Source organism: Paenarthrobacter nitroguajacolicus, from assembly GCF_031455195.1.
In the GTDB taxonomy this organism is placed as follows: Bacteria; Actinomycetota; Actinomycetes; order Actinomycetales; family Micrococcaceae; genus Arthrobacter; species Arthrobacter nitroguajacolicus_D.
On sequence record NZ_JAVDSH010000009.1, the window covers coordinates 86,046 to 109,483 of the forward strand.

The following is a 23,438-nucleotide window of genomic DNA, read 5'->3' on the forward strand; positions in this document are numbered from 1 at the left end:
AGTCTGGTCATATGGGCACCATCACCAGCAAGGCACGTTTGTACCGCTTTACCGCACTCGATGCCTTGGCCGTGGCCGCATACTTGGGATTCACTATCTACTTCACAGTCGCTGGCGGCACCGTCGAACGGCTGATGCTTCAGCTGTTCCGCGACCCGGCCACCGCATCCTACGCCGTCAACGCCATCTTTTATGCCGGCGTCGGAATATTCGCGATAGCGTCCGCTTGGCGTGTAGCCGGCCGCGACCTCAGGATTCTGGGCACCCGGCCGTGGTTCACGTTGGGAATGGTCCCCCTGGCGATTGTGGTGATGCTCATCCTGACGGCGATCCTGGTCGCGGCGTTGGGAACCGCCGAAACCTCGGAAAACCAGCTGGGCATCCAGGGCCTGCTGCAGCATGTGCCGGCATGGCTCATGGTTCCGCTCCTGGTGTTGCTGGGCCCCTTTGTTGAGGAATACCTGTTCAGGCACCTGCTGATTGGCAAGTTGTCCGGCTATGTGAACATCTGGGTCTGTTGCGTCATCTCCGTGTTGGTGTTCGCGTCCATCCACGTGATTGGCCGGGAAGGACTGGTGCTTTCCGCCCTCGCGCCCTACCTGGGCATGGCCGTGGTGCTGGTGGCGGTCTATGTGTGGACCGGAAAGAACCTGATGTTTTCCTACTTTGTCCACGCAGCCAAGAACCTCATGGCCGTGGTGCTTATCTACGCCGTCCCACCCGAGCTCCTCCCCAACTAGGACCACGGGTTCGGCATCGGCGAACCCCATTACTAGACTCGGACTGTGAACAACCAACTCCCTGCCAAGGTTTCCGACATCTTTGACCCCTCGCGCTGGCGCACGGTTTCCGGCTTCGACGACTTCAAGGACATGACGTACCACCGGCAAGTTGAGCGGTCCGCGGATGGCACGGTCAAGGACCTCCCCACGGTCCGTATCGCCTTCAACCGTCCCGAGGTCCGCAATGCGTTCCGTCCCGGCACGGTGGATGAGCTCTACCGGGCCATGGACCACGCCCGCATGACCCCCGACGTCGCCACGGTCCTCCTCACGGGCAACGGTCCCTCCGAAAAGGACGGCGGGCACTCGTTCTGCTCCGGTGGCGACCAACGGATCCGTGGACGTGACGGCTACCGGTATGCAGTAGAAAACGCCACAGGAGACTCTGCTGAATTTATAGACCCCGCCCGTGCCGGCCGGCTCCACATCCTGGAAGTCCAGCGGCTCATGCGGACCATGCCCAAGGTGGTCATCGCCGTCGTTAACGGTTGGGCAGCCGGAGGCGGCCACTCCCTGCACGTGGTCAGCGACCTCACCATCGCCTCCCGCGAGCACGGCAAGTTCAAGCAGACCGACGCCACAGTAGGAAGTTTCGACGCCGGATACGGTTCGGCCCTGCTGGCCCGCCAGATCGGGCAGAAAGCCGCGCGCGAGATCTTCTTCCTGGCCCGCGAATATTCCGCAGACGATATGGTCCGGATGGGTGCCGTCAACGAAGCCGTTGACCACCACCGCCTCGAGGAAGTCGCCTTGGAATACGCGGCCGACATCGCACGCCAGTCGCCGCAGGCCATCCGTATGCTCAAGTTCGCCTTCAACCTGGCCGACGACGGCCTGGCCGGGCAGCAGGTCTTCGCCGGTGAAGCCACTCGGCTGGCCTACATGACGGACGAAGCCGTGGAGGGCAAGGAAGCGTTCCTCCAGAAACGCGACCCCGACTGGTCCAACTTCCCCTACTACTTCTAGGACCCACCCGTGGACATCGACCCCGTACTCAGAGCACTCGCCGCTGCCCTCCATGGCGAGGGTCCCGCCGTCGAAATCGTCACGGGGGAAAACGGCGGACTTGCAGCAGTCCCGGTTGAGACCGGCATCGACGACGCAGCCGTGGTGGTCCGGACTTCCGGGTCCACCGGAGCGCCCAAAGCCACGGTCCTGACCGTTGACGCCCTCGCCGCGTCCTCCGTATCCACGGCAATGGCGCTCCGCGGCGAAGGGCAGTGGCTTCTGGCCCTGCCTCTGCAGTACGTGGCCGGTGTCCAGGTCCTGGTTCGCTCGCTGTACGCCGGGACACGCCCGTGGGTGATGGACCAGTCGAACGGTTTCACGCCCGAGGCCTTCACCGCCGCAGCCGAGGAACTCACTGACAAAATCCGCTTCACGTCCCTGGTACCTACACAACTGCAACGGCTTTTGGACTCGCCGGCACCGGAAACGCTCGCCGTGTTGCGCCGCTTCAACGCGATCCTGCTGGGCGGGGCGCCCGCCTCCCCCGACCTCCTCGCAACCGCCCACGCTGAAGGCCTCAAGGTGGTCACCACGTACGGCTCGGCTGAGACCTGCGGCGGGTGCGTCTACGACGGCGAACCGCTGGACGGCGTCGAGGTCCGCATTGGCGAGGGCGAGTTGGAAGGTCGCATCCTCCTCGGTGGAGACACCGTGGCCGCGGGTTACCTGGACGCTGCACGCGCCTCCAAGGCGGCGTTCTTCGAAGAGGACGGCGTCCGTTGGTACGTCACCGGCGATCTTGGCGAACTGGGCGACGACGGCAAACTTACCGTGCTGGGGCGCGCCGACGACGTCATCATCACCGGGGGAATCAAAGCCTCAGCCACGTACATCCAAGGCAAGCTGGAAGCGCTCGACGGCGTGAACGCGGCTTTCGTGGCGGGCGTCCCGTCGCGCGAATGGGGACAAGCCGTTGCGGCATACGTTGCCGCGGCCGACCCTTCGCCCGAGGGTGTGAAGGGAATCACCGCCCGCGTCGCAGGGGCGCTGGGTGTCCTGGCGCCCAAGACAGTGTTTGCCGACACGGAATTGCCCATGCTGCCCAACGGAAAACCGGACCGGCTGGCAATGATTGAACGGCTTTCCGAACTGCATCAGGGACAATAGACACGTTCTTCCCTCCCGACACTGACTAAGATCAACCGCGAAAAACACGAGGTACTACACGTGGCGACAGCTGCACAATGGATTCAAGGGGCCCGGCTCCGCACACTGCCCGCGGCCATCGCGCCCGTCCTCATCGGTTCGGCAGCGGCGTACGAGCTCCAGTCGTTCCGGCTGCCGAACGCGATCCTCGCGGCGCTCGTTGCCCTGCTGCTTCAGATTGGCGTCAACTACGCAAACGACTACTCCGATGGCATCCGCGGCACGGATGAGGACCGCGTTGGTCCGTTGAGGCTGGTTGGTTCGGGCGCGGCCAAACCCGAGCAGGTGAAGTGGGCCGCGTTCGGCCTTTTCGGCTTGGCGATGGTGTGTGGCCTAATCCTGGTGATCATCACGCAGTCCTGGTGGCTGATCCTCGTGGGCATCGGCTGTGTCCTGGCAGCCTGGGGCTACACCGGCGGCAAGAACCCCTACGGCTATATGGGCTTGGGCGACGTGTTCGTGTTCGTGTTCTTCGGACTGGTAGCCACCCTCGGCACCACGTACACGCAGGCCGGACAGGTCAGCTTGGCTGCCGTGATCGGTGCGATAGGGACGGGCCTCATCGCCTGTGCGCTCCTGATGGCCAACAATGTCAGGGACATCCCCACGGACACGATGGCGGGCAAGAGGACCCTCGCTGTACGGCTTGGGGACCGGCACGCCCGCGAGAGCTACGTCCTGATGCTGGGTGTGGCCATCCTTCTGGTGGTGGTCCTCGCGCCCACCAAACCGTGGATGCTGATCGTGCTGTTGCTGATCCCGGCATGCCTCATGCCGGCGTGGCTCATGATCAACGGCAAGAAACGCAAGAGCCTCATCCCGGTGCTCAAGCAGACCGGCCTGATCAACCTTGGTTACAGCCTGCTGTTCTCGCTGGGCCTGATCCTCAGCCGCATCTGACTCTTTGTACAGCTAACGCCCCTCAAACGCGGTTTGAGGGGCGTTAGCTGTACAAAGACTCTTATTTGGAGCCGGGGCGCTTGTCGTTGTTAACGGCGATGTCCGGGTTCTGCTCAACGAGTCCGTCCTCGGCCGCTGCATCCTCGACCTCCCCGGCGGTCCGGATGGGCTTGGCCCGCCCGGAGAAACGTTCGCGCATGGACGCCGTAGCGGCGTCACGCTGCTTCTGGAAGAAGAGGTAGCTGATGGCGAAAGCAATCAGCCCGGCGAAGATGACCGCCAGGAACCAGCCCACCCCCAAAAAGACGAAGAGCACGAACAACGGCGCGAATAGCGCCAGACGGATGAGGGAATACTTCAGGAAAGCCACCATCCAAGTTTAGCCGTCCGGATGGTTGCACTCTGATCACGGCCAAAAGTGGGCATCCGGTGAATGCCCTGCGGCGACTAGACTTGGTGCATGCCCCGCGTTATAGGTGTCGTCGTAGTCCTGGTCATCTTCGTCTATGCCCTGGTGGATGTCATCCGCACGGACCGTCACCAGACCCGCGGCATCTCCAAAACCGCGTGGATCATTGTGATGATCCTCCTGCCGCTGCTGGGCGCGGTCCTCTGGTTCATCTTCGGACGCCCCTATGGCAGGCCCGCCGCGCAGCCCATCCGGCGCCAGCCCACCGCGCCCGATGACGACCCCGAATTCCTCCGAAACCTGGAAACGCGCCGCCGGAACCAGGCAGAAGATGAGCGCCTGAAGAAGCTCAAAGCTGAACTGGAAGCCAAGGAGCGCAAAGCCGGAGAGAATCCCTCCGACGGCAAGAGCAAGGGCGCAAAACCAGGGTTCAACGCCGGTGAGGCCAAGCACGGCGAGCCGGATCCGCATGATACCGACGAGCTGAAGTAGGCAAACATGGCCCAGCAAGCTGATGGTTCACGGCAGTCACCTTCCACCACACCATCAGCCAGCGGGCCCACGGCAGTACCCGCACCGCCACCCCGCCCTGGGATCTCCCTGTCCAGCACGCCGCCGATAGCCGCAGTCACCAAGCCTCCCACCTTTGCCCGGGTCTCCCGCTCGCTGTGGGTGGCGAGCTTCCTGGCCGGACTTGGCGTTGTGGTGACAGGCTTCCTGAGCCGTGATTCGCACTTCGACCGGCTGAAGGGCGTCATCGGAACCATGGTCCCGGACGGTGACGCGACGGCAGTGGACGGTGCCACCGCCGTCGTATTCCTTGGAAGCCTCGCCATGCTGGCGCTGGTGATGGCCATGGAAGCCGTCCTTCTGGCCGTCCTCTTCAAACGCCGGCTGTGGGCGCGATGGGCCATGGCTCCGGTGGTCCTCCTGCACGCGATCGTCACCGTCATCACCAGGGATTTCGTGGTGGCTCCAGGCTCTGAAGGCGTCTTGGCGACACTGCTGCTGGCGGCCCAGTTTGTCCTGGCAGCAGCAGGCCTGATCCTGCTTTTCCTTCCGACCACTACATCGTGGCTGCTCAGCGAACGGCGACGGTAGAGGCCATCATCCCCTCGCAGCTGCGCATCACCACGCGGCATGCATCCACTGCCTGCGGCTCGGTCAAAGGGTTTTCCGCGATCAGCCGCCAGCGGTAAAGGCTGGCCCTTGCTGTTTCGTTGATCAGGCGGTCGTCTGCGTCCCGGTCAAGGCCAAGCCGCAGCGCGCAGCTGCTGCCACGCCCGCCGAGCAGTCGTTCCGCTTCCGCCGACGCTTCAGGTCCCAGGCCAACCCCGCCCGTCCTTAAGGCTGCCAAGAGCTTCAACTCCCGGAACTCATGGGCACCTGCATAAAGCCGTTCCAACGCTGCCTCCAACGGGGCCGCACGCTCCTTCGGCGCACCGCTCACCAGGGCCTCCACACCCACGACGGCGGCACGGGCCTTCAGTGCGTCGGCTCGCGTCTGGAACAGATGCGAGATGGTGTCGAGCAACTGGCCAAGACCGCTGCGCCGCGCCAGTTCATGGGCAAGTTCGCCAGGGTTGTTGGTCCCGCCGCGGATGAGGGCTACACCGAGGCGGATGCCAAACAAGCCGAACCTGTTCACCAGGGAGGACTTCGTGGCCGGGTCGAGTCCCGCAGGTCCGGTATCGCGAATAAAACGGTCCGCTGACAGCATCAGCCTTTCCCGTGGGTTCCTTTCCATGAGGGCAAGCAATTTCAGGGCCTCGAAATCCGATTGGCGCATGGTCCTGGAGCTTTGCGCGAGAAGGCCTGCCACGGGAACCACTCCCAAAGCCAGGGGCTTCAGGTTGTGGTCCTTGCTGTACCTGTCGGCGATCACGGCCGCGGAGATCAACGAATCAATCCTCCCGGCTCCGATTTCATCGGCCCTGGAGAGCACGGCCAAGGCATTGACAGTCCCCGACTCGCCGGCCGCAGTGTCTTTGAATGACTCAAGGAACCTGACGTCAGAGGCGTGCAGGTGCCGCATGAGATAGATGATGGCATCAGCAGCTGATGGCGAATCCTCGGGAAGCAGAAAGGCCAAGGACCGACCGGAAACATCCTGGGACAGGGAGGCAATGCCTGGCGTATCTATCAGTGTGAGATCACGCAGGCTGGCTGCCGGCCAGTCCACCACCAACCGTTCCACCTCCTCAGGCCGGACGTCACCCAGGGTAAAGACCAGCCGGCCGTCCTCACGCGTGACCGGAAGTCCCTTCGGCTCACCGACGAAAGGGTGGAGGGTGATCCTTGGGGTGTGGCCGAAGCGGTACCACGTGACAATCCGGGTGCACTCCCCCGCATCGGTGGGCGCTATCTCTTCGCCGATGATCGCGTTGAGGAGGGTTGATTTGCCGGCTTTGACCATTCCGGCCACGGCAATGCGAAGCGGCCCGGCAAGCCTGCCATTGAGGTCGTCCAGCACGGCGAGGGCGGCGGCGTCGTCATGGAAGACCTCCCGGGCCTGCCGAAGCAGCTCCGTCGCTCCAGCAATACCGGAATGCATCATCCGGCGGGGACCGTGGACGGCGTTGGCTGGGGATCGGCGCTCCGGTCCTGCAACTGCTGGGCGCCTGAGCTGAGGGCGTCGACGGTCCTGAGTTGGTTCCTGATCTCCTTGATGCGCATGTCACGCTCCACGGCGTAGGTGGCAGCAGCTTTTTGAGCGGCGGCGACTGATTCCGTCAGGGAACGGTGATGCTCTTCGGCGATGTCGGTGAAATGGTCGCGGGTTGCCCGCTGGACCATCCGCAGCCTGTCTTTCAACTGCTTGCCCACCTGGAAGACAACGTCGTCTACCTGCTTACGGACCAGCATCTTGGCTTCGGCTTGGCGCCGTTTGAGCCGGGCGTCCTGTTCTTCCCGGTAGGCCTTCCGGCCCAGCATGAGGCCCGCTCCCACGGACAGCGGATTGATCAGTGCAAGGCCAAAGAGCCCGGTCAGCAGCCCGAACATCAGGACGCCGCCATAGGACCCACGCATCCCGATCAGGATTTTTTGGAGCGGACCCATGCGGCCATCTTCCATCTCCTGGATGTCTGCCACCGGGTCCAGCACTCCGCCCGTGTCGGCGACCTGCAGAGCGGGCAGCGCCACCTCTTCTTCGGAGAAGTGTTCGGCTACTTGGCCGGCCAGCCATTGTGCTCTTTCGCTGGTCCACACGAACGTATCCGAAACCGCGGCGGCGGTACTTTGCTCCAACCATTTGGTGAACTGCTCCCATGCTGGTCCGGGGTCGCCCTGATCGATGGCTGCTTCGGCTTCGCGTTGGATCCTGCGAAGCCTGTCCTTCAGGTCGTACTCCATGTCCGCGATGAGGTCCCCAATCCCGTCGTTGAGGGTGATCTGCCAACGCGCCGACCGTTTCCGCAGGGCATCGGCATCCTCCTTCGCGGCTTTCAGGCCTGCGATCATTTGCGGGGTGCCTTCCGGATTCTCCAAGGCGCCGAGCTCGGACTGCAGAGCAAGCCTCAGGTGGTCGGTCACGGAGAGGACATCGTGCGCGACGGAGCGGCGTTGCAACCGGGCCGCCTCACCCACAATGTTGGTGCGGAGGTGTGAGATCAGGGCAGGGAATCCCGATTCGTCGTTGAGTTCTGTGTCCTGGAGCCTCGCTGCCTGCAGCCGGAGTTCGGAGGAGACAGGGAACAAAGGGATGCCTGGGCCGACAGCTTCCAGGTGGCCTTTGTCCAAGTCAGCGATTTGTCGCCAGCTGGGATAAAGGTCGGTTTTGGAGAGCACGCACAGGACGTTGGGGCTGACCCGCATTGCTTGGTGTAGGAACCGTATTTCCGGCTCCGTATATTCCTGCGAGGCATCGGACACGAACACCATAGCGTGGGCAGATGGGAGCGCCGTCAGGGTGGTGAGCGTATGGGAGGAACCAAGACCGCCGACACCCGGGGAATCAACCAGGGTGAGACCGCCTGCGAGCAGCTTGCGTGGAAGTGATACTTCGGCCGCCACGATGTTCTTGGCGTTTCCCGGGTTTCCCTTTTCGGAAACATAGTCTGCAAGCTCATCGAGCCCGATCGGTTGCCGCTCCACGGGGGCTTCTTGTCCGCTGTCGGTTTCCGTGGCGCTCCCGCCGTGGCGGGGCACAAGGACAACGGCCGACGCCGGATCCCCCTGCCGTACGACGGTTGGGACAGTTGTGGCGATGTCGTCGTCCACCGGGCAGACCGGGGCGTTGACCATGGCGTTGATCAGCTGGCTTTTGCCTTGCTTGAATTCGCCAACCACAATCACGCGGACACTGGGGTCCCGCAGCCGCTCCAAAGTATTTTCCAGGCGTCGCCTGAGGTCGTTCCGTTCCCCCACGACGGCAATGCCTTGCTCCACCAACGTGGTCATGCGTACTGTTTCCGCCACAAATTCGTCCTTTGCTCTGCCACCCGTGGACGGGAGGCCACGAAGTGCCCGGCAGGTGTGTAGACCTGCCGGGCACTGCCTGGGGACTTCGCGGTGCAGCGTTCGCTGCATCGTTTGGTGCTCTGGTTAGTGGTCGATGTCCACGTCGTTCTTGGCGACGACGATCGAGTCGTCGATGTCGTTGTACTCGACATCGAGGTCGTTGTCGGCGATGACAGTGTTGTCCTCGACGTTGGTGTAGTCCACGTCCACATCGCCCACTGTGGTGGAGTTGTCCTCCGTGTAGGTCAACTCGTTGTCCTGCACCACCAGCGAGTCGTTGATCACCTGGACGTCCTCCACGTCCACATCAACGTCGGTGGAGTTGAAGGAGTCCGCCACGTTGACGGAGTTGTTCGAGTTATCCGTGTTCGTGGTTGTGTTGGTCGTCGTCGTGGACGAGTTGTCCGTGTTGAAGGAGTCCTCGATTTCGACGTCGATGTCCGCGTCAACGTCTACGGAGTTGTCCTGCGAATTGTCGTTGAACGAATCCGAGATGTTGTTAGTGGTGGTGTGAACCGAGTTGTCGGTCTCCTCGTTGAACGAGTCCTCGATATCGACATCCACGTCCACGTCGGTGTTGTAGGAATCCTCGGTGTTGTAGGAATCCTTCGTCACCGAGTGATCGTCGTTGAAAGAGTCCCTGACGTCGATGTCCGTGTTGCCCACTTCAACGTCGCCGTCGCCGGACTCTGTGATGTTCACCGAGTTGTCCGTGGAGTGGTCATCGTTGTTGGTCGTCGTGGTGGTGGTCGTCGTGTTTCCAGAGTCCCTGACGTCCCCGCCGGCTGCGATGGCCCCATCCCCCGAAGCCGTCACGGCATCCTGGTTGAAGAACTGCGTGACGTCGCCATCGGCCCAGATGTTCTGGTTGACCGACTGGTCGGTGATGGTGTCGCGGTCGTCAATGTTGGTGGTGTACGAGTAGTTATTCACCACGTGGATCAGCTGCTGGACTGCGTGTGCGTGATCATCGTAGTCATCGCCGCCGCCATGTCCGCCGCCGTCGTGCTCATGGTCGTCACCACCATCATGGCCGTCCCAACCGCCGCCGCCATGCCCGCCGCCGTCGTGCTCATGGTCGTCACCACCATCATGGCCGTCCCAACCACCGCCGGCACCCCCATGCCCGCCGCCGTCGTGCTCATGGTCGTCACCACCGGAATTGTGGGGGCGTCCGCCGCCTTGGCCGCCGCCTTCCCAGCCGCCGGTGGAAGCGTGGTTGCCGCCAGTGTTGTATTCGCGGTCGAACGAGGAGCGGGCGTTGATGGGTGCGTAGTCCAGGACCACGGGCCGGGCGGCGTCGACATCTGCCGAGGAGACGTGCCGCAGGCCGGCTGCGGAAAGGGCCGCTTCCGGGTTACGTACGAACTCTTCGGCTGCGTCAGGATCGTTGAACAGGCTCATCAGGAACTGCACGAGCTGTTGTGCGAGTGTAGGCATTGGAGTGCTCCCTCAAATTCTGTGGTGGGTGGTAAGTGGCCCGGCGCCTTTGCCGGGCTCCCACTCAACGTATGGCCCGGGCCAGGGGCGGGGCATCGGGGCCGGTCCCCCTACTGGTCACCCCGGCGTTAGGGGATCCGGTGGATTCCCGTTAGGGGGTGGAGGGGGCGCCCGGTCATGGAGGTGGGTACCCCTCCCCCAAGGCCAGGCGGAGCCGGACCAGCAGTTCGGAACGGTTTTCGGCCCCCAATCGACGGCGCATCCGGGCTACGTGGTGCTCCGCCGTGCGGGGCGAGATGTAGATGGCTTCACCGATTTCGCGATACGTCTTGCCCTCCAGGAGCAACCGTCCCACTTCCCGTTCACGGGCGCTCAGCCCTGAAGTGTCGGGCATCCCGGGGACCTGCACCGCATCAGGCAGGGGCGTGCTTGGATCCTGGGGCCGGGCAGCTTCCGCCTCTTCGGAAGGCCCCGCGGTGGTGGTTGCACCCTGCGGGTGAATATCCCGGGCGCAGGCCAGCAGCCGTACCATGTCGCGCCGTTCATCGGCGTGCGCGGCGGCGTGGCCCGCCAACCTTGCTCCTTCCCAGGGCATCCCTACCGCAGCCAGCCCGCGGGCCGCCGTTTCGACGTCGGATGCTTCGAACCGGCTGGCCAGCACGGAAACCCAGGCCTTTCCGCCAGCGGCGAGGACGGAGGCAAGATGGCTATGTTCGGATGCGCGCACCAAAGCAGCAGCATGTGGGGCCAGTTCGGCGGGGCTTTCGCCCAGCAATGCGGCCTGCACTCCAGCCCAGTGCAGGGGAACCGACCACAAAGGCGGGTTCCCCAACCGGCCCAACAGCTCCCAAGCACCATCCATGTAGGGCGAAATTCGTCGCGTTTCCCGCAGCCTCGCTGCGGCGATGGCCAATTCCCCCCAAGGCAGCAGGCTGTAGAGGTCCACGGACACGTGCATCATCGCCTCACGGGCCCGGTCCCAGGCAAGCACCAGTTGGTGCACTTCGCTGCCTCGCCGTGCCAGGGCCACGTCCAGTGCAGCGAGCAGGAATGTATCCCGCGGCGCCAGGGGCCAATGGTTGGCCTTGACGGCCTCGTTGATGGCCAGGCGTGCTTCGTCGGGGTTGTCCTGTTGCATGGAACACCACGCCTGAAGCAGGAAAAGCCTGGGCCGGTTGGCATCTCCACCCTGGCCGGCGGCGATAGCGGCTCTGAGCACCGTGTCCGCCACAGCGGGTTCCCCACTGTGGATCGCACAGAGAGCCGCCAAGGCAGCAGGGGTCTCCGGCAGGGGAATCGACGCGCCCGCGGCGTTCATCATGTCGGATGCTCGAATGAGTTCGGGCAGCGCGCGTTGCGGTTCCTGCCCCAGGGTCTGCCTGAGCCCCTGGTGGGTCAACGTCAGCGCCACCGCCAGGAGCGTGGGCGAACCGGCCTGTGGCGCAGCGGCCAAGAGTTCGTCGGCGCCCGTTGCATCACCCGCGCCGATCATGGCCACGGCCGCCAGCGGCGCGGAATCGGCGATCCTGACAGGGCCTACCCACCTGTAAGTGTCCGCACTGCGGGCCAGCATGCCCCGATGCGCCCACACGGCAGCAGCTACGTCCACACCCAGGCGCAGTCCGGGGGGCTCGGGCAGGGCCAGAAGCCTGTCCACGATTCTTCCGGCAGCGTCCAAGTTACCGGTAGCCGCAGCCGCTTGGGCCCGCCGCGCGGCGGTGGGAAGCTCCGGAGCACCGGCAAGGAGTGCCTCGGCGAAGAGATCGGCTGCCAGTTGCGGATCGGCCTCCAGCACCCCGTCCGCCCACCGTTCCAGCTCTCCTGCCACGCGGGGGTCCTTCAACCCGCTCCTGGCCAGGTCCCGGGCAACCTCACCCAAGAGCCTCTCCTCCTGCAGGATCTTCCCTACCAGTTCCCGCTGCAGGGCCCGGAGTTGAGGCTTGGGAACGCTGTTCAACAGGGCGTATTGGACCGTCCCCACTACGGTTCCATCCGGAGCGAGCAGCCCTGCATCCTTGCCGGCCGCCACGGCTTCTTCGAGCCCGTCACGGTTTTCCAAATCATCCGGCAGCGGTCCGGGCAGCGTGAACCCTACCGACAATGCCAGGAGGAGCTCCCGGAGCACCGCATTGTGGCCACCCCGGATCGCATCGGGCCGATCCGGAGTTGCATCCTTGCTGGTGTTGGTTCGGAAAGTATGGTCTGGCCCCGTCATGCCTAAGCCACCGAGGTCGACGCGTTATCCAAACTCGGACTGTTTTCCGTGGTCGAAGGCGGCGGGACAGGTGTTGGCTCGGTTATGGGTGCGGGATCCTGCGTGGGGGCCGGATCTGCCAGCGACGCGGTTGGTTCGGGAGACGGCGGCGCAGGGTCCGGCGCAGGTGGAGGTGTCACTGGGTCCGTGGCCGGTGGCGGGGTCCCTGGATCCGTGGCCGGTGGCGGGGTCCCTGGATCCGTGGCCGGTGGCGGGGTCCCTGGATCCGTGGCCGGTGGCGGGGTCCCTGGATCCGTGGCCGGTGGCGGTGTTGGGCCACTCGCCGCGCCTCCGGGCTCCGTAGGCGTGGAGGGCGTGCCGGTTCCCGGCGTCGTGCCGGTTCCGGGTGTGGTGGGAGTACTGCCGGTCCCGGGCGCAACGGTTCCCGGGGTGGTCGGCGGAGTGCCAATGGTCCCGCCAGCGGCTGCTCCGGCCTGACCCGGAGCCCCGGCCGACGTGCCGGGGCTGGTTCCAGCCGGTCCGTTCGCTACCGAACCGCGTCCTGTCCCGGTGGCCTGCTGCGCCGGGTTTCTCCCCGCACCCGTTCCAGCCCGGGTGACGCCAGTGCGTGCACTGGCTTCAAGTCCTGTCGCCGGGCCCCCCGCCACCGGAGCAGCGGCTGCAGCGTTGCCATCCGCCCCACCGTCATGTGCCCCGGAAACCTGGGCGCCGCCGTCGCGCATGACGTCAGCGGCTTGGGTCCCGAACATCGATGCGAGCAGTCCGTTGCCGTCAGGGCTCTGGGCAGCAGTCGCCGTGGCAATGGTCAGCGCCGTGGCGGCGGCAGCGGCGGCCGCTGCCAACCGGGCGCGGGGCCGCGGCGCATGCCTGCCAGGACGGGCAACTGCCGCATTCACCACGTCAGTACCGGGGACGCGGGTGATGACGCGCGGCCGCGAGACCACCGGTTCCTTGGGGGTCACAGCCGCAGCGTGGGCCGCAGCGTCAGCCACCTGGGTGAGCCCTGCCAGCGCGGCACCGCGGCAAATGGACGACTTGGGATCGGCGTCCACCGCTATGGGGCGTCCCAGTTCAACGGAAATCAACTCGGCCACGAGCGGAATGCGCGAGGAGCCTCCGATCAGCAGCACCGTGCTAAGGTCCCGGGGCTCAAGATGGTTGCTCAGCAGGCTGCGCTCCAGCGCGTCCACGGTCTCGCGGAGGGGCTGTTCGATCATTGCCTCGAACTCGGAACGGACCAACCGAACCGACTGCTGTGTCCCGGGAAGCGCCACGGCAACGCTGGCTTCGCTGTCCAAGGACAGGGCTTCCTTGGCTTCCCGGCATTCCCGTCGCAGCCGCGAAAGGGCGGCCAGGGTCTCCGACGATGTGGGGTCCAGGCCCTCACCGGCGCTGCCGAGGTGCTGCATGACGTGCCGCAAAACAGCGGCGTCGAAATCGGCGCCACCAAGTGTTTCTATACCCGCCGGCCGCCCGAGGAGTTCAAACGTCCCAACCCCCGCCTTTCGCAGGATGGCTGTGTCAAAAGTGCCACCGCCAAGGTCGTACACGGCAATGACGCTGCCATCCTCCACCCTCGTCTGGGAGGCGTAGTGCAGTGCGGCCGCTTCAGGCTCGCTGAGCAACGTCACCGCTTCGAGGCCCGCGACGTTCAACGCGGCCAGCACCAAGGACGTGCGGTGCTCACCCCAGGCCGCCGGGTGCGTCATGAGGATCGACGACGGCGAACTTCCCTCCCGCTCTTCGGCGCGGTCCACCACCCACCGGGCCATGGAGGCGTAGACGTCTTCCGGCGCCACCCAGTGGTCCCCCACAGACAGGGGGACGGAATCCCCGATCCGGCGCTTGAACTCCCGGACCATCCGCTGGGGGTCGTCCAGTCCACGCCGCTCGGCGGGTTCTCCCACCAAAACCCGGCCGTCGTCTGCGTAGTAGAGCACGGAGGGCACGGCGCTGCCGTGCAATCCCAGGGGAAGGATTTCCGGTGGTGGTACCGGCCCCTGGTGGGGCCTGGCCAGTGCTGCTGCGGTAAAACTTGTCCCGACGTCAATGGCGAGAACATAGCTCATGGCTACCTCGAAAGTTCACATGGCACCGCGCTGCGGTCTTCATCACAAGCGGGTCCTGAACAAGTTAGCACCTGCTAAGCACGTACAAAAGGTTCAGTTGCTACATCGATTTGTGGATTTCGAGACGGACGCCGGACATCCTGTGTATCTTTCCAGCTCAGGCCGGAAGTGAGTCTAAAGTCCCGAGTAGGAGTGCAGCCCCTGGAAAACCGTGTTGACGAGCGTGAAGTTGATAATGACGCACGCGTAACCAACAATGGACAACCACGCAGCACGGGTTCCGGTCCAGCCGCGCGTGGCACGTGCGTGCAAGTAGCCTGCGTAGACAACCCAGATAACGAACGTCCAGACTTCCTTCGGGTCCCAGCCCCAGAACCTGCCCCAGGCCTTTTCGGCCCAAATGGCGCCGAACATCAGGGTGAAGGTCCAGCCGATGAACGCAATTGCGTTGATGCGGTAGGAAAGATTCTCAAGGCTCAGCGCATTGGGTACCACCCGCATGAACGCGAGGTTGTCCTTGCGACCGGCCCCAAGGTTCTTCTGCCGGTAGGACTGAAGCAACTGCAGCACGGACATGGCGAAGGTCAAGGTAAACAGTGCTGAGGACAGGACCGCAATGGAAACGTGGATGATCAGCCAGTAGCTCTGCAGGGCCGGAACCAGGTGGCCCACCGGGGTCCAGAACGATACGGACGCGGCAACCAGCATGATGATGGCCAAGCCCAGCACGAACGTGCCCAGGAACCGCAGGTCGCGGCGGATCAGGGTGACCAGGAAGACCGCGACAGCCACGAACGCACCCGTGGTGAGGAACTCGTACATGTTGCCCCACGGCACACGACCGGCGCCCAGCGCACGGGTAAGGACACCCGCGGCGTGGATCAGCACGCCAAGGACCGTCAGCGCAACGGCGATGCGCGCGGGTACGCGCCGCTCGGCGGCGTACTTCATGTCGCCTGCCGCAGTACCGCCCTCCACGGTGAGGCTCGACGTCGGCCGTTCGGCGCGGCCTGCCGGCCCACCGGCGTCGGCCCCTCCCAGGGCGGCACCTACGCGACCGGCCGCAACCGTCACCTTCTCGCTGGCCGAACTGGCCGCGGCTTTAAGGTCCACGGCTTGGAACGTCTTGCTGCTTTTCGCCAAGTCCCAGGCGAAGGCAATGAACGCCACGGTGTACGTGCCGGCGGCCAACAGCATGAACAGCTCGCTGTACTGGCCCAGGGTTTCGTTGATGGCTGGCATTACTGGTCCTTCGAGGTTGAGGAAGAGACTGCTGTTGTGGAGGGTGCCTGGGGCGTTTCCGGGAGGTTCCATTCCCGGGCAAAGAGTTCACGGAGGGCCGCGGCTTCGCCGGCCAACCTGTGGTCTTCACCGCGTGCAAGGAGGCCGTATTCCACCATGGTGCGGCCATCGGTGTGCGTTCCGGTGCGTACCCAGACGCGGCGTCGGTTGACGTACAGGGAAGTCATGAGTCCCGCGACTGCCAGGAGGCCGAAGATCAGGGCATACAACTGGCCCGGGTTGTGGTGGATATCTACGCCAATGTACTTTTTCACCCCGTCGAACGTGATGCTTCCCTTGCCCTCGGGCAGGTTCACGGTTGCGCCGGGAGTCAGGGTGATGCCGCCTGCCGCCAGGTTGCGGTTGTTCAACGGCTTCAGCTTTTCGACGTCCAGTTCAAACACGTTCTGCGGCACACCCTTGTCCAGGCCAAGGTCACCGTAGAACGAGTTGAGGCTCAGCTGCGGGTTGACCAGTTCGGGGGCCCCGCTGAAGGAGATTCCATCACTGGTGACCAACGCCGTGGGGAGGAAGAAGCCCACAAATCCGAGCTGTTCAGGCTTGGCATCGGGCACCTTGATGACCACGGAGGAGTAGTAGTTATCGCCCTGGACCTTGGCGATGACCGGGCCTTGGAAGGACACGTTTCCCTCGCCGTCGCGGACGGTCACCGTGGGCGCGTAGCCATTTCCGGTGAGGTAAAGGCTGGTTCCGCCCAGGGATACGGGGTCGTTGACCTTCAGGGTTTCCTTCTTGGCCGGCGAATCGGGGGTTTCCTTGGTGGTGACTTCGGCGGTGTAGTCGATGGGCTGGCCGGCCTTGCCAGGTGATTCGCGGTCGAACTTGGCATCAAACTTGTCCAGCTGCATGGAGTAAGGCTGGAGGGAACTGCTCTGGAAATTGGTCCCGGGGGTGAATTGGTCGTAGCCCACCAGGGTGTTCACGAACGTATCGCCCTCCACCAGGATGCGCTGGCCACTGTAGCCGAACAGGCCGCCGACGGCCACGGACACCAACACTCCGATCAGGGAAGTGTGGAACACCAGGTTGCCCACTTCCTTCAGGAAGCCACGCTCGGCACCCAAGGACGGAAGGTCGCCGTCGGTGTTCCTGACCTCAACGCGGTAGCCGCGCTTCCTGAGCAGTCCGGCGGCATCGTTGATGGCTTTCGACGCCGGGATCCCGGCGTCGGCGGGCAACGCGAGAGTGCCGTACTCCGGCAGGCGGGAAAGGCGCTTGGGAGTGCGCGGCGGCTGCGACTTCATGGCCTTGTAGTGGGCGATTGCGCGCGGGGTGACACAGCCGATCAGGGAGATGAAGAGCAGGATGTAGATCGCCGAGAACCATGCCGACGAGTACACGTCGTAGAGCTGCAACGCATCCAGGAACTGTCCGTAGGAAGGGTTGTCCTTGATGTATTGGGTGACGACCGCCGGGTTGGCTGGCCGCTGCGGGAACAAAGAGCCAGGCACGGCCCCCACGGCGAGCATGAGCAACAGGAAAAGTGCCGTCCGCATGCTGGTGAGCTGCGTCCACGCCCAACGGAGCATGCCCTTGAAGCCGAGCGCGGGAAGCGCGGCCTCGGACTTTGCCTGCTGGAGTTTGCCTTCGCCTGTTGTGCCTTCTGCGGTGGCGCTTTCAGCGGATGGCGACTTCTTCTTGGCTTTCACGGACTCACTCATCAGATCGGCAACTTCACATCGTTTTGGAACCAGTACTGCAACTCGGTCACCCAGGTCCCCCACACTCCGGTGGCCATCAGGATGCCGAGCAAAATCAGGATGCCTCCGCCGATCCGCTGGATGGCCAGGCGGTGCTTGCGGAAGAAGGACATGACGCCCATGCCGCGACGAACGGCCAACGCGATCAGGAGGAACGGAATGCCCAGGCCAAGGCTGTAGATAAAGGCAAGGAGTGCGCCCTTAGCCGCCGACGAACCGCCGGACAGGCTCAGCAACTGTACCGCGGAGTACGTCGGGCCAATGCAGGGCGCCCAGCCAAGGCCGAACGTGAGCCCCAGCAGCGGTGCGCCCCAAAGGCCCGCCGGCGGTTTAGCGTGGATTTTCGCGTCACGCTGGAGCCAACCGAAACCGCCCATGAACACGACGCCCATGACAATCACCAAAAGGCCCAGGACTTGGGTGATCCAGGCATTCTGTGGGCCGGTCAGGAGGGTGCCCAGCTGGCCGAAGGCACCGCCGAGCAGGACGAAGATCACCGAGAAGCCCAGGACGAACAGGCCGATTCCGGCCAGCATGCGGCCTCGCCGCTGCTTTTGCAGGTCGACGCCGGTCAGTCCAGTGACGTAGCCCAGGTACCCGGGCACCAGGGGCAGCACGCATGGCGACAGGAAGGAGACCAGCCCGGCGAGCAATGCCACGGGCACAGCCAGCAGCAGGGATCCGTTGAGGATGGTCTCGGCGAAGGGACTGTTCACGGTTCTACTCGGCCACTGCAGAGGTGATGAGGGCTTTCAGGGTGCTCTTTTCAATCTCGCCGAGCACACGGGAGGCAACCTTGCCCTCCTTGTCCAGGACCAAAGTTGTGGGCACCGCTCCCGGTGGGACGATTCCGGACACGGAGAGCAGCACTGCCCCGTCCTTGTCGTTGAAGCTCGGGTACGTGAGGTTGAAGGTCTTATCGAAAGCCTCAGCCGTCGGTTGCTCATCGCGCAGGTTCACGCCGAAGAACTGGACGCCCTGATCCCTGAATTCCTGGTGCAGTGCCTCAAGCTGTGGAGCTTCGATGCGGCAGGGAGCGCAGGCGGCAAACCAGAAGTTGAGGACAGTGACTTTGCCGAGGAGGTCCTCCGGCTTTACTTCCGCGCCGGTGAACAGTGTGCCTTTGAGTGCCACGGGAGCGGAGCGGTCAGCCTTGGCGAACTCGGTCACTGAACCGTCGCCGGCTACGTAGTTCTTGTTGTCGCCTTTCCTGGCCTGTTCGGCCAAGGAGTCCTGCTGGGCGCACGCTGACAGGCCCATGGTGAGTCCGGCGAGCAGGACGCCACCTGCAGTCAGTACGCCGCGGCGTGAAAGATTCTTGTCCATGATCCTTAGGCTCCGGGGGTGCTCGCGGCGCCGGGGAGCAACGCTGCGGCAGGTTCGCTGTATTCGACGTGGACGATCTTGCCGTCGTCGTCGAGGGTCAGGGAAGTCAGGGAGGTGAGTGTGCATTCACGCTTGCGGGGGTCGTGTGCCAGCCGGCGGCCTTCGGCCGTCAAACGGGTGGACCAGATGGGCAGTTGGTGGCTCACCAAAATGGCCTCGGCGCCGTCGCCGCCCAACTCGATGGCCTTGACGCGGGCGTCCTCAACTGCGGCCAGGACACGGGCAGCCTGCTCCTTGTACGGCTCACCCCAGGACGGCCGCACGGGGTTGCGGAAGTAGAACCAGTGCTTGGGCTTGAGGAACTCGCTCTTGGTGGGGTGGAGCCCCTGGAAGTGGTTCTCTGCCTCGATGATGCGCGGCTCTGTATAAATCTCAAGGCCCAGGGCTTCAGCTGTGGGCATCGCCGTTTCCTGCGCGCGGGTCAGCGGTGAGGCCACCAGGTGCACGATCTTGGCGCCCTGGGCGGCCTGCACCGAGAAGTGGTCGGCCAGCATGCGGGCCATCTCACGGCCTCGTTCGGAGAGGTGGAATTCCGGCAGGCGACCGTACAGGACGCCGTCGGGATTGTGGACCTCGCCATGGCGAAGCAGATGGACAGTTGCTTGGGGCATGTTTACCAGTTTCTCAAAGAAGCGGGGCGATCCGAAATCTTCTACCGCTAGTAGAACTCAAAGTTTTACAGAAATGTTCCGTGGAGTTGGAATAAAAGATGCATATGCATGTTTATACTAGACACGAAGCTCGGTTGACGCTTCAAGCAATGAATTCGACCGGGCAAGCACGCAGTACCTTCCACTACCCATAGGAGCAACACCATGATGACCCTTCCCGCTTCCGTCACCACCGGCACCTGGACCCTCGACGCTTCCCACAGCGAGATCGGCTTCACCGTCCGCCACGCAGGCATCAGCAAGGTCCGCGGCCAATTCAAGGACGCCTCGGCCACCTTGGAAGTTGGCGAAACCCTGACGGACTCCAAGGTCTCCGCAACCATCCAGACCGCCAGCTTCGACTCCGGCGACGTCAACCGCGACGGCCACGTCAAGGGCGAAGACTTCTTCGATGTGGAGAAGTTCCCGGAGATCACCTTCGTTTCCCGCCACGTCAAGGCCAACGGAAACAGCTTCGACCTCGTGGGAGATCTCACAATCAAGGGCGTGACCAAGGAAGTTTCCATCGAGACCGAGTTCAACGGCGTGGCCGTCGATCCCTTCGGCAACACCCGCGCCGGCGTTTCCGGCGAGACCACCATCAGCCGCAAGGAATTCGGCCTCACCTGGAACGCAGTCCTCGAAGCCGGTGGCGTCCTGGTCAGCGACAAGGTAGTCATCAACCTCGAACTCGCGTTCATCGCACCGGCTGCCGCGTAAGTCCACCCTGGACCCTGCGCGGATCCCGCCCTTGTTCATCATCTCCGTGGCACAACGCCGGGCGTGACATTCAAGGGCGGGATTCATGGCGGGACCACCCGCACGGCGCCTCCACGGCATCACGCTGCGGGGGCGCCGTTTCGCTGTCTCGGAGATCACCCGCCAATTATTCGGCAGATACCCCCTGGTTAGCTGCGAGTTGGCTCCGAATTTCCTATGCATCCTTCAACCGCCGGTCTAAAGTGATGCCATGAGTACCCCAGACGAAGCACCACAGCCTCAGCAGCCCGGCTCACAGCCTCCGCAGCCCGGCAATGTTCCTCCTGCGGGTTACCAGCCTCCGCAGGAATACCAACCACCCCAGGGCTACCAGCCCCCATCGCAACCCGGACAGTACTCCCAGCCAGGAGCGGCCCAACCTGGACCAAGCCAGCCCGGACCGGCCCAGCCCGGCGCCGGCCAGCCCGGCTTCCACTTCGAAATGCCTACCGACGGTCCCCGCAACTTCAACGACGTCATGCCACAAGGCGGCTTCTCGGGAATGTTCAAGACCCAGGGCCTGCCCACGGAATTGAAGGTGTCGTACTTCATCTGGGTGATCTCCGGACTCCTGGGCCTGCTGTTTGGACTCATCGGGTTCTTCGCCATCATCGCCCTTTTCGCTTTTGCCCCCGGAGTTGCGGCCATCCTGCTGATTCTCCTGATCCTCAGCCTTGCAGTGGCCGCGGCACAGGTGATCCTTGCGATGAAGATGAAGGAAGGCAAAGAGTGGGCCCGCCTCGGACTCACCATCGTGGCCGGGGTTTCATTGCTCCTCACAATTTTCAGCGCCGCAAGCGCCGGCGGATCCAGCACGGGTCTCGGCAGCAACTGGTTCGGATTCCTGGTCAGCGCAGTCGCCGTCGTACTGATGTGGCTGCCCAACTCGCAACTCTGGTTCAAGGCAGTCAAGGGCCAGGTCTAGCCTTCACGCAAGTGCCGCCGTCGAGCCTTAAACGACGGGAAGGCCGCGGTGAAATCCCCTCCGGATTCCCGCGGCCTTCATCATGAAGGCGTAAGCCCACATGATGATTTTCGCCCTAGCCATGGAATTCCTGCGCGTGTTTGGCTATAGCGTCAGACCCGGGATGTACGGTGGAACCAGAACCACGCTGGGGGCAGGGTCATTTTGCTGATCCCGGCGGCCGAACCAGCAGTCGAACAAGCAAAGGAATGCCATGAGCAACCCTCCCTACCCGCCGTCGAACCCGGGTGACGCCAACCAGCCTGAGCAGACCGGCTCGCAGCCGTCCGCACCGCAGTACGGGCAGCAGTCCCCGCCCTCCGCGCCGCAATACGGGCAGCAGCCGTCCGCACCGCAGTACGGCCAGCAGTCCCCGCCTCCCGCGCCGCAATACGGCCAGCAGTCCGCGCCTCAGTACGGCCAGCAGGCTTCCCCCTACGGCCAGGCCCCGGCCGCTCCCCAGTACGGCCAGGACACCAACTGGCCCAGCCAGCAGCCTGGCCCCACCACGGTTCCGCCCATGGTCAACTACGCCTTCTGGATGATCATCGCCGCCGGCGTCCTCTCGGCCATCAGCTCGCTGCTCCTTGCCACCACCGGTGCTGACGCCTTCATCAACGCCATGAACCAGCAGGCTGCGCAGCAGGGCACCGACCTTCCTGCAGGGTCCATGGAGGGCATGCGCGGAGTCATCTCCGTGAGCGCCATCGTTGGCGCTGTCATCTCTCTGGGCCTTTACGCCCTGGTTGCATTCAACGTCCGCAAGGGCAAGAACTGGGCAAGGATCCTGGGCACCGTCTTCGCAGCGATCTCCGTCCTCGGCCTGACCAGCCTCTTCCAGTTCGGCGCAACCTACGGTGTGCTGCAGCTCGTGGTGATCCTGCTGGGTGTTGCAGCAATCGTCATGCTGTACCTGCCGGCGTCGGCTCCGTACTTCCGGAAGCCCCAGCCGTTCGGCAACCCGTACCAGGCTCCGTACGGCCGCTAAAACCAGCGGGCCTGTTCAAAGGCAACCCCAGCGGGCGTGGACCCGGCGAAGGCTATACAGCCTGGCCCGGTGTCTGCGCCCGTTGTGCGTGGTAAGCCAGAATTTGTAGCTCCGTGGCCATGTCCACCTTGCGGAGATTGACGTGCGGCGGGACCTGCAGCAGCACCGGAGCGAAACTCAGGATGCTTCGGATACCTGCGGCGATCACGCGGTCGCAGACTGCCTGCGCCACGGTGGCCGGCAACGCGAGCACCACCATGTTCGTGTGCGTACGCTCCAGCACCCGCTCCAATTCGGCTGAGTCGCTGACCCGCAGCCAGCCCACCTCGTTGCCGATCACCATGGGGTCAGCATCAAAAATGGCGACAACGTCGAAACCCCTGGATTCGAAGCCGCCGTACCGGGCCAGCGCCTTGCCAAGGTTACCGGCACCAACAATCGCGACCTTCCAGTCATGGGTCAAGCCCAAAGCCGCGGCAATGTGACGGCTAAGGTATTGGACCTCGTAGCCCACGCCGCGGGTCCCGTACGAGCCCACGTAGGAAAGGTCTTTGCGGAGAGTGGATGAACTCACGCCGGAGGCCTCGGCGAGAGCTTCGGATGAAACCCGCTCCACGCCTTCTGCCAGTAAAGAGTTGAGCGCACGCAAATAGAGAGTCATCCGGGCCACAGCCGCGGGTGGGATCTGCTTGGCGGCAGGTTCGTTATCCTCGGAAGTTGCTTCCGCGGACGGTTCCAGCGCAGTCACGGTATTCTCCATTGCGTCGCTTTGTTGTTCCACTCTATGACCCCCGGGCGGGCTCAACCAAAGCGATTACTTACGGGTAACCGCACCCTCAGCCCTCCAGGGCTTTCTTCAAGGTGCGGGTCAGCCGCTGCTCGTCGATCTTCCAAAAGTCCCGCTGCACACCGTCCACAAGGACCACGGGAATCTCCTCCGCGAAGCGGTCCCGCAACTGCGGATCGCCGTCGATACTTTGCTCTTTCCACTCCAGGCCCAGGCTTGTGGTTACACGCTCGACGGCGGCACGCGCCTCCGTGCAGAGGTGGCAGTCAGCTTTGGTGAGGAGTACGACGTCGGGAGTAGCCATGGGATAACGGTAACCGCCCCACCAACCCTCACTCACATCCCACCCCCATCCCACGAACCCTCACTCACATCCCACCCCCGCCCCACCAACCCTCACTCACATCCCACCCCCATCCCACGAACCCTCACTCACATCCCACCCCCATCCCACGAACCCTCACTCACATCC

22 protein-coding genes are annotated in these 23,438 nt (G+C 63.9%); 9 read left to right on the forward strand and 13 right to left on the reverse strand.

Translation table 11 applies throughout. The features are described from left to right. Positions 1-11: 11 nt before the first annotated feature. Genes J2Y68_RS17450 through J2Y68_RS17465 form a run of 4 tightly spaced genes read left to right on the forward strand, consistent with a single transcriptional unit; the run spans position 12 to position 3,836 of the window. Positions 12-740 (forward strand): CPBP family intramembrane glutamic endopeptidase, encoded by a 729-nt coding sequence (locus J2Y68_RS17450; protein ID WP_309995188.1) that lies wholly within the window; start codon positions 12-14, stop codon positions 738-740. Positions 741-785: 45 nt separating this feature from the next. Next, positions 786-1,748, forward strand: coding sequence for a 1,4-dihydroxy-2-naphthoyl-CoA synthase (locus J2Y68_RS17455; RefSeq protein WP_309995190.1), 963 nt, complete (start codon positions 786-788; stop codon positions 1,746-1,748). A gap of 9 nt (positions 1,749-1,757) precedes the next feature. Continuing rightward, positions 1,758-2,897: an AMP-binding protein gene (locus J2Y68_RS17460; RefSeq protein ID WP_309995191.1), complete on the forward strand. Its 1,140-nt coding sequence runs from the start codon at positions 1,758-1,760 to the stop codon at positions 2,895-2,897. 60 nt (positions 2,898-2,957) lie between these two features. Beyond that, positions 2,958-3,836 carry a 1,4-dihydroxy-2-naphthoate polyprenyltransferase gene (locus J2Y68_RS17465; RefSeq protein ID WP_309995193.1) on the forward strand — a complete coding sequence of 293 codons (879 nt, stop codon included), beginning with the start codon at positions 2,958-2,960 and terminating at the stop codon, positions 3,834-3,836. A 61-nt stretch (positions 3,837-3,897) separates the two neighbouring features. Here J2Y68_RS17465 and J2Y68_RS17470 read toward each other — a convergent pair whose 3' ends face one another. Next, entirely contained in the window at positions 3,898-4,209 is a 312-nt protein-coding gene (locus J2Y68_RS17470; protein WP_211713408.1) for a DUF4229 domain-containing protein, read from the reverse strand. Positions 4,210-4,296: 87 nt separating this feature from the next. On the opposite strand from J2Y68_RS17470, the gene J2Y68_RS17475 reads away from it, so the two are divergent. Together J2Y68_RS17475 and J2Y68_RS17480 are read left to right on the forward strand one after the other, a co-directional pair. Next, a complete protein-coding gene (locus J2Y68_RS17475) occupies positions 4,297-4,737 on the forward strand; it encodes a PLD nuclease N-terminal domain-containing protein (protein ID WP_309995196.1) in 441 nt (146 codons plus the stop codon). Positions 4,738-4,743: 6 nt separating this feature from the next. Then, positions 4,744-5,346 (forward strand): hypothetical protein, encoded by a 603-nt coding sequence (locus J2Y68_RS17480; RefSeq protein WP_309995198.1) that lies wholly within the window; start codon positions 4,744-4,746, stop codon positions 5,344-5,346. Here the strand turns inward: J2Y68_RS17480 and J2Y68_RS17485 are convergent. From J2Y68_RS17485 to J2Y68_RS17530, 10 genes are all read right to left on the reverse strand, one after another. Continuing rightward, a complete protein-coding gene (locus J2Y68_RS17485; RefSeq protein ID WP_309995200.1) occupies positions 5,327-6,802 on the reverse strand; it encodes a dynamin family protein in 1,476 nt (491 codons plus the stop codon). The genes J2Y68_RS17480 and J2Y68_RS17485 overlap by 20 nt on opposite strands. Then, positions 6,799-8,664, reverse strand: coding sequence for a dynamin family protein (locus tag J2Y68_RS17490; RefSeq protein ID WP_309995202.1), 1,866 nt, complete (start codon positions 8,662-8,664; stop codon positions 6,799-6,801). The genes J2Y68_RS17485 and J2Y68_RS17490 overlap by 4 nt, the downstream gene beginning before the upstream one ends. 126 nt (positions 8,665-8,790) lie before the next feature. Next, entirely contained in the window at positions 8,791-10,146 is a 1,356-nt protein-coding gene (locus J2Y68_RS17495) for an IniB N-terminal domain-containing protein (protein WP_309995204.1), read from the reverse strand. 175 nt (positions 10,147-10,321) lie between these two features. Further along, positions 10,322-12,361, reverse strand: coding sequence for a LuxR C-terminal-related transcriptional regulator (locus J2Y68_RS17500; protein WP_309995206.1), 2,040 nt, complete (start codon positions 12,359-12,361; stop codon positions 10,322-10,324). A gap of 2 nt (positions 12,362-12,363) precedes the next feature. After that, complete coding sequence (locus J2Y68_RS17505; protein WP_309995208.1) at positions 12,364-14,430, reverse strand: Hsp70 family protein; 2,067 nt, start codon at positions 14,428-14,430, stop codon at positions 12,364-12,366. Positions 14,431-14,604: 174 nt separating this feature from the next. Next, on the reverse strand, positions 14,605-15,672 hold the full coding sequence (ccsB, locus tag J2Y68_RS17510; RefSeq protein WP_309995210.1) for a c-type cytochrome biogenesis protein CcsB: 1,068 nt from the start codon (positions 15,670-15,672) through the stop codon (positions 14,605-14,607). Continuing rightward, positions 15,672-17,393, reverse strand: a complete 1,722-nt coding sequence (gene resB / locus J2Y68_RS17515) for a cytochrome c biogenesis protein ResB (RefSeq protein WP_309995212.1) — start codon at positions 17,391-17,393, stop codon at positions 15,672-15,674. The genes ccsB and resB overlap by 1 nt, the downstream gene beginning before the upstream one ends. Then, entirely contained in the window at positions 17,393-18,148 is a 756-nt protein-coding gene (locus tag J2Y68_RS17520; protein WP_211713418.1) for a cytochrome c biogenesis CcdA family protein, read from the reverse strand. The genes resB and J2Y68_RS17520 overlap by 1 nt, the downstream gene beginning before the upstream one ends. Before the next feature lie 4 nt (positions 18,149-18,152). After that, positions 18,153-18,758 carry a TlpA family protein disulfide reductase gene (locus J2Y68_RS17525; RefSeq protein ID WP_309995215.1) on the reverse strand — a complete coding sequence of 202 codons (606 nt, stop codon included), beginning with the start codon at positions 18,756-18,758 and terminating at the stop codon, positions 18,153-18,155. A gap of 5 nt (positions 18,759-18,763) precedes the next feature. Further along, positions 18,764-19,429: a histidine phosphatase family protein gene (locus J2Y68_RS17530; RefSeq protein ID WP_309995217.1), complete on the reverse strand. Its 666-nt coding sequence runs from the start codon at positions 19,427-19,429 to the stop codon at positions 18,764-18,766. Positions 19,430-19,636: 207 nt separating this feature from the next. Between J2Y68_RS17530 and J2Y68_RS17535 the strand changes: the two genes are divergently transcribed. The 3 genes from J2Y68_RS17535 (at position 19,637) to J2Y68_RS17545 (ending at position 22,179) form a co-directional block, all read left to right on the forward strand. Then, entirely contained in the window at positions 19,637-20,188 is a 552-nt protein-coding gene (locus J2Y68_RS17535) for a YceI family protein (protein ID WP_211713485.1), read from the forward strand. A gap of 250 nt (positions 20,189-20,438) precedes the next feature. Next, the gene (locus J2Y68_RS17540) at positions 20,439-21,152 is read left to right on the forward strand and encodes a hypothetical protein (RefSeq protein WP_309995219.1); all 714 of its coding nucleotides are present in this window, start codon (positions 20,439-20,441) and stop codon (positions 21,150-21,152) included. Between the two features lie 253 nt (positions 21,153-21,405). Continuing rightward, positions 21,406-22,179, forward strand: coding sequence for a hypothetical protein (locus J2Y68_RS17545; RefSeq protein ID WP_309995221.1), 774 nt, complete (start codon positions 21,406-21,408; stop codon positions 22,177-22,179). Between the two features lie 52 nt (positions 22,180-22,231). On the opposite strand, the gene J2Y68_RS17550 is transcribed toward J2Y68_RS17545, so the two are convergent. Together J2Y68_RS17550 and J2Y68_RS17555 are read right to left on the reverse strand one after the other, a co-directional pair. Continuing rightward, a complete protein-coding gene (locus tag J2Y68_RS17550; RefSeq protein ID WP_235517356.1) occupies positions 22,232-22,939 on the reverse strand; it encodes a redox-sensing transcriptional repressor Rex in 708 nt (235 codons plus the stop codon). Positions 22,940-23,015: 76 nt separating this feature from the next. Next, positions 23,016-23,270: a glutaredoxin family protein gene (locus J2Y68_RS17555; RefSeq protein ID WP_309995224.1), complete on the reverse strand. Its 255-nt coding sequence runs from the start codon at positions 23,268-23,270 to the stop codon at positions 23,016-23,018. Positions 23,271-23,438: the final 168 nt, after the last annotated feature.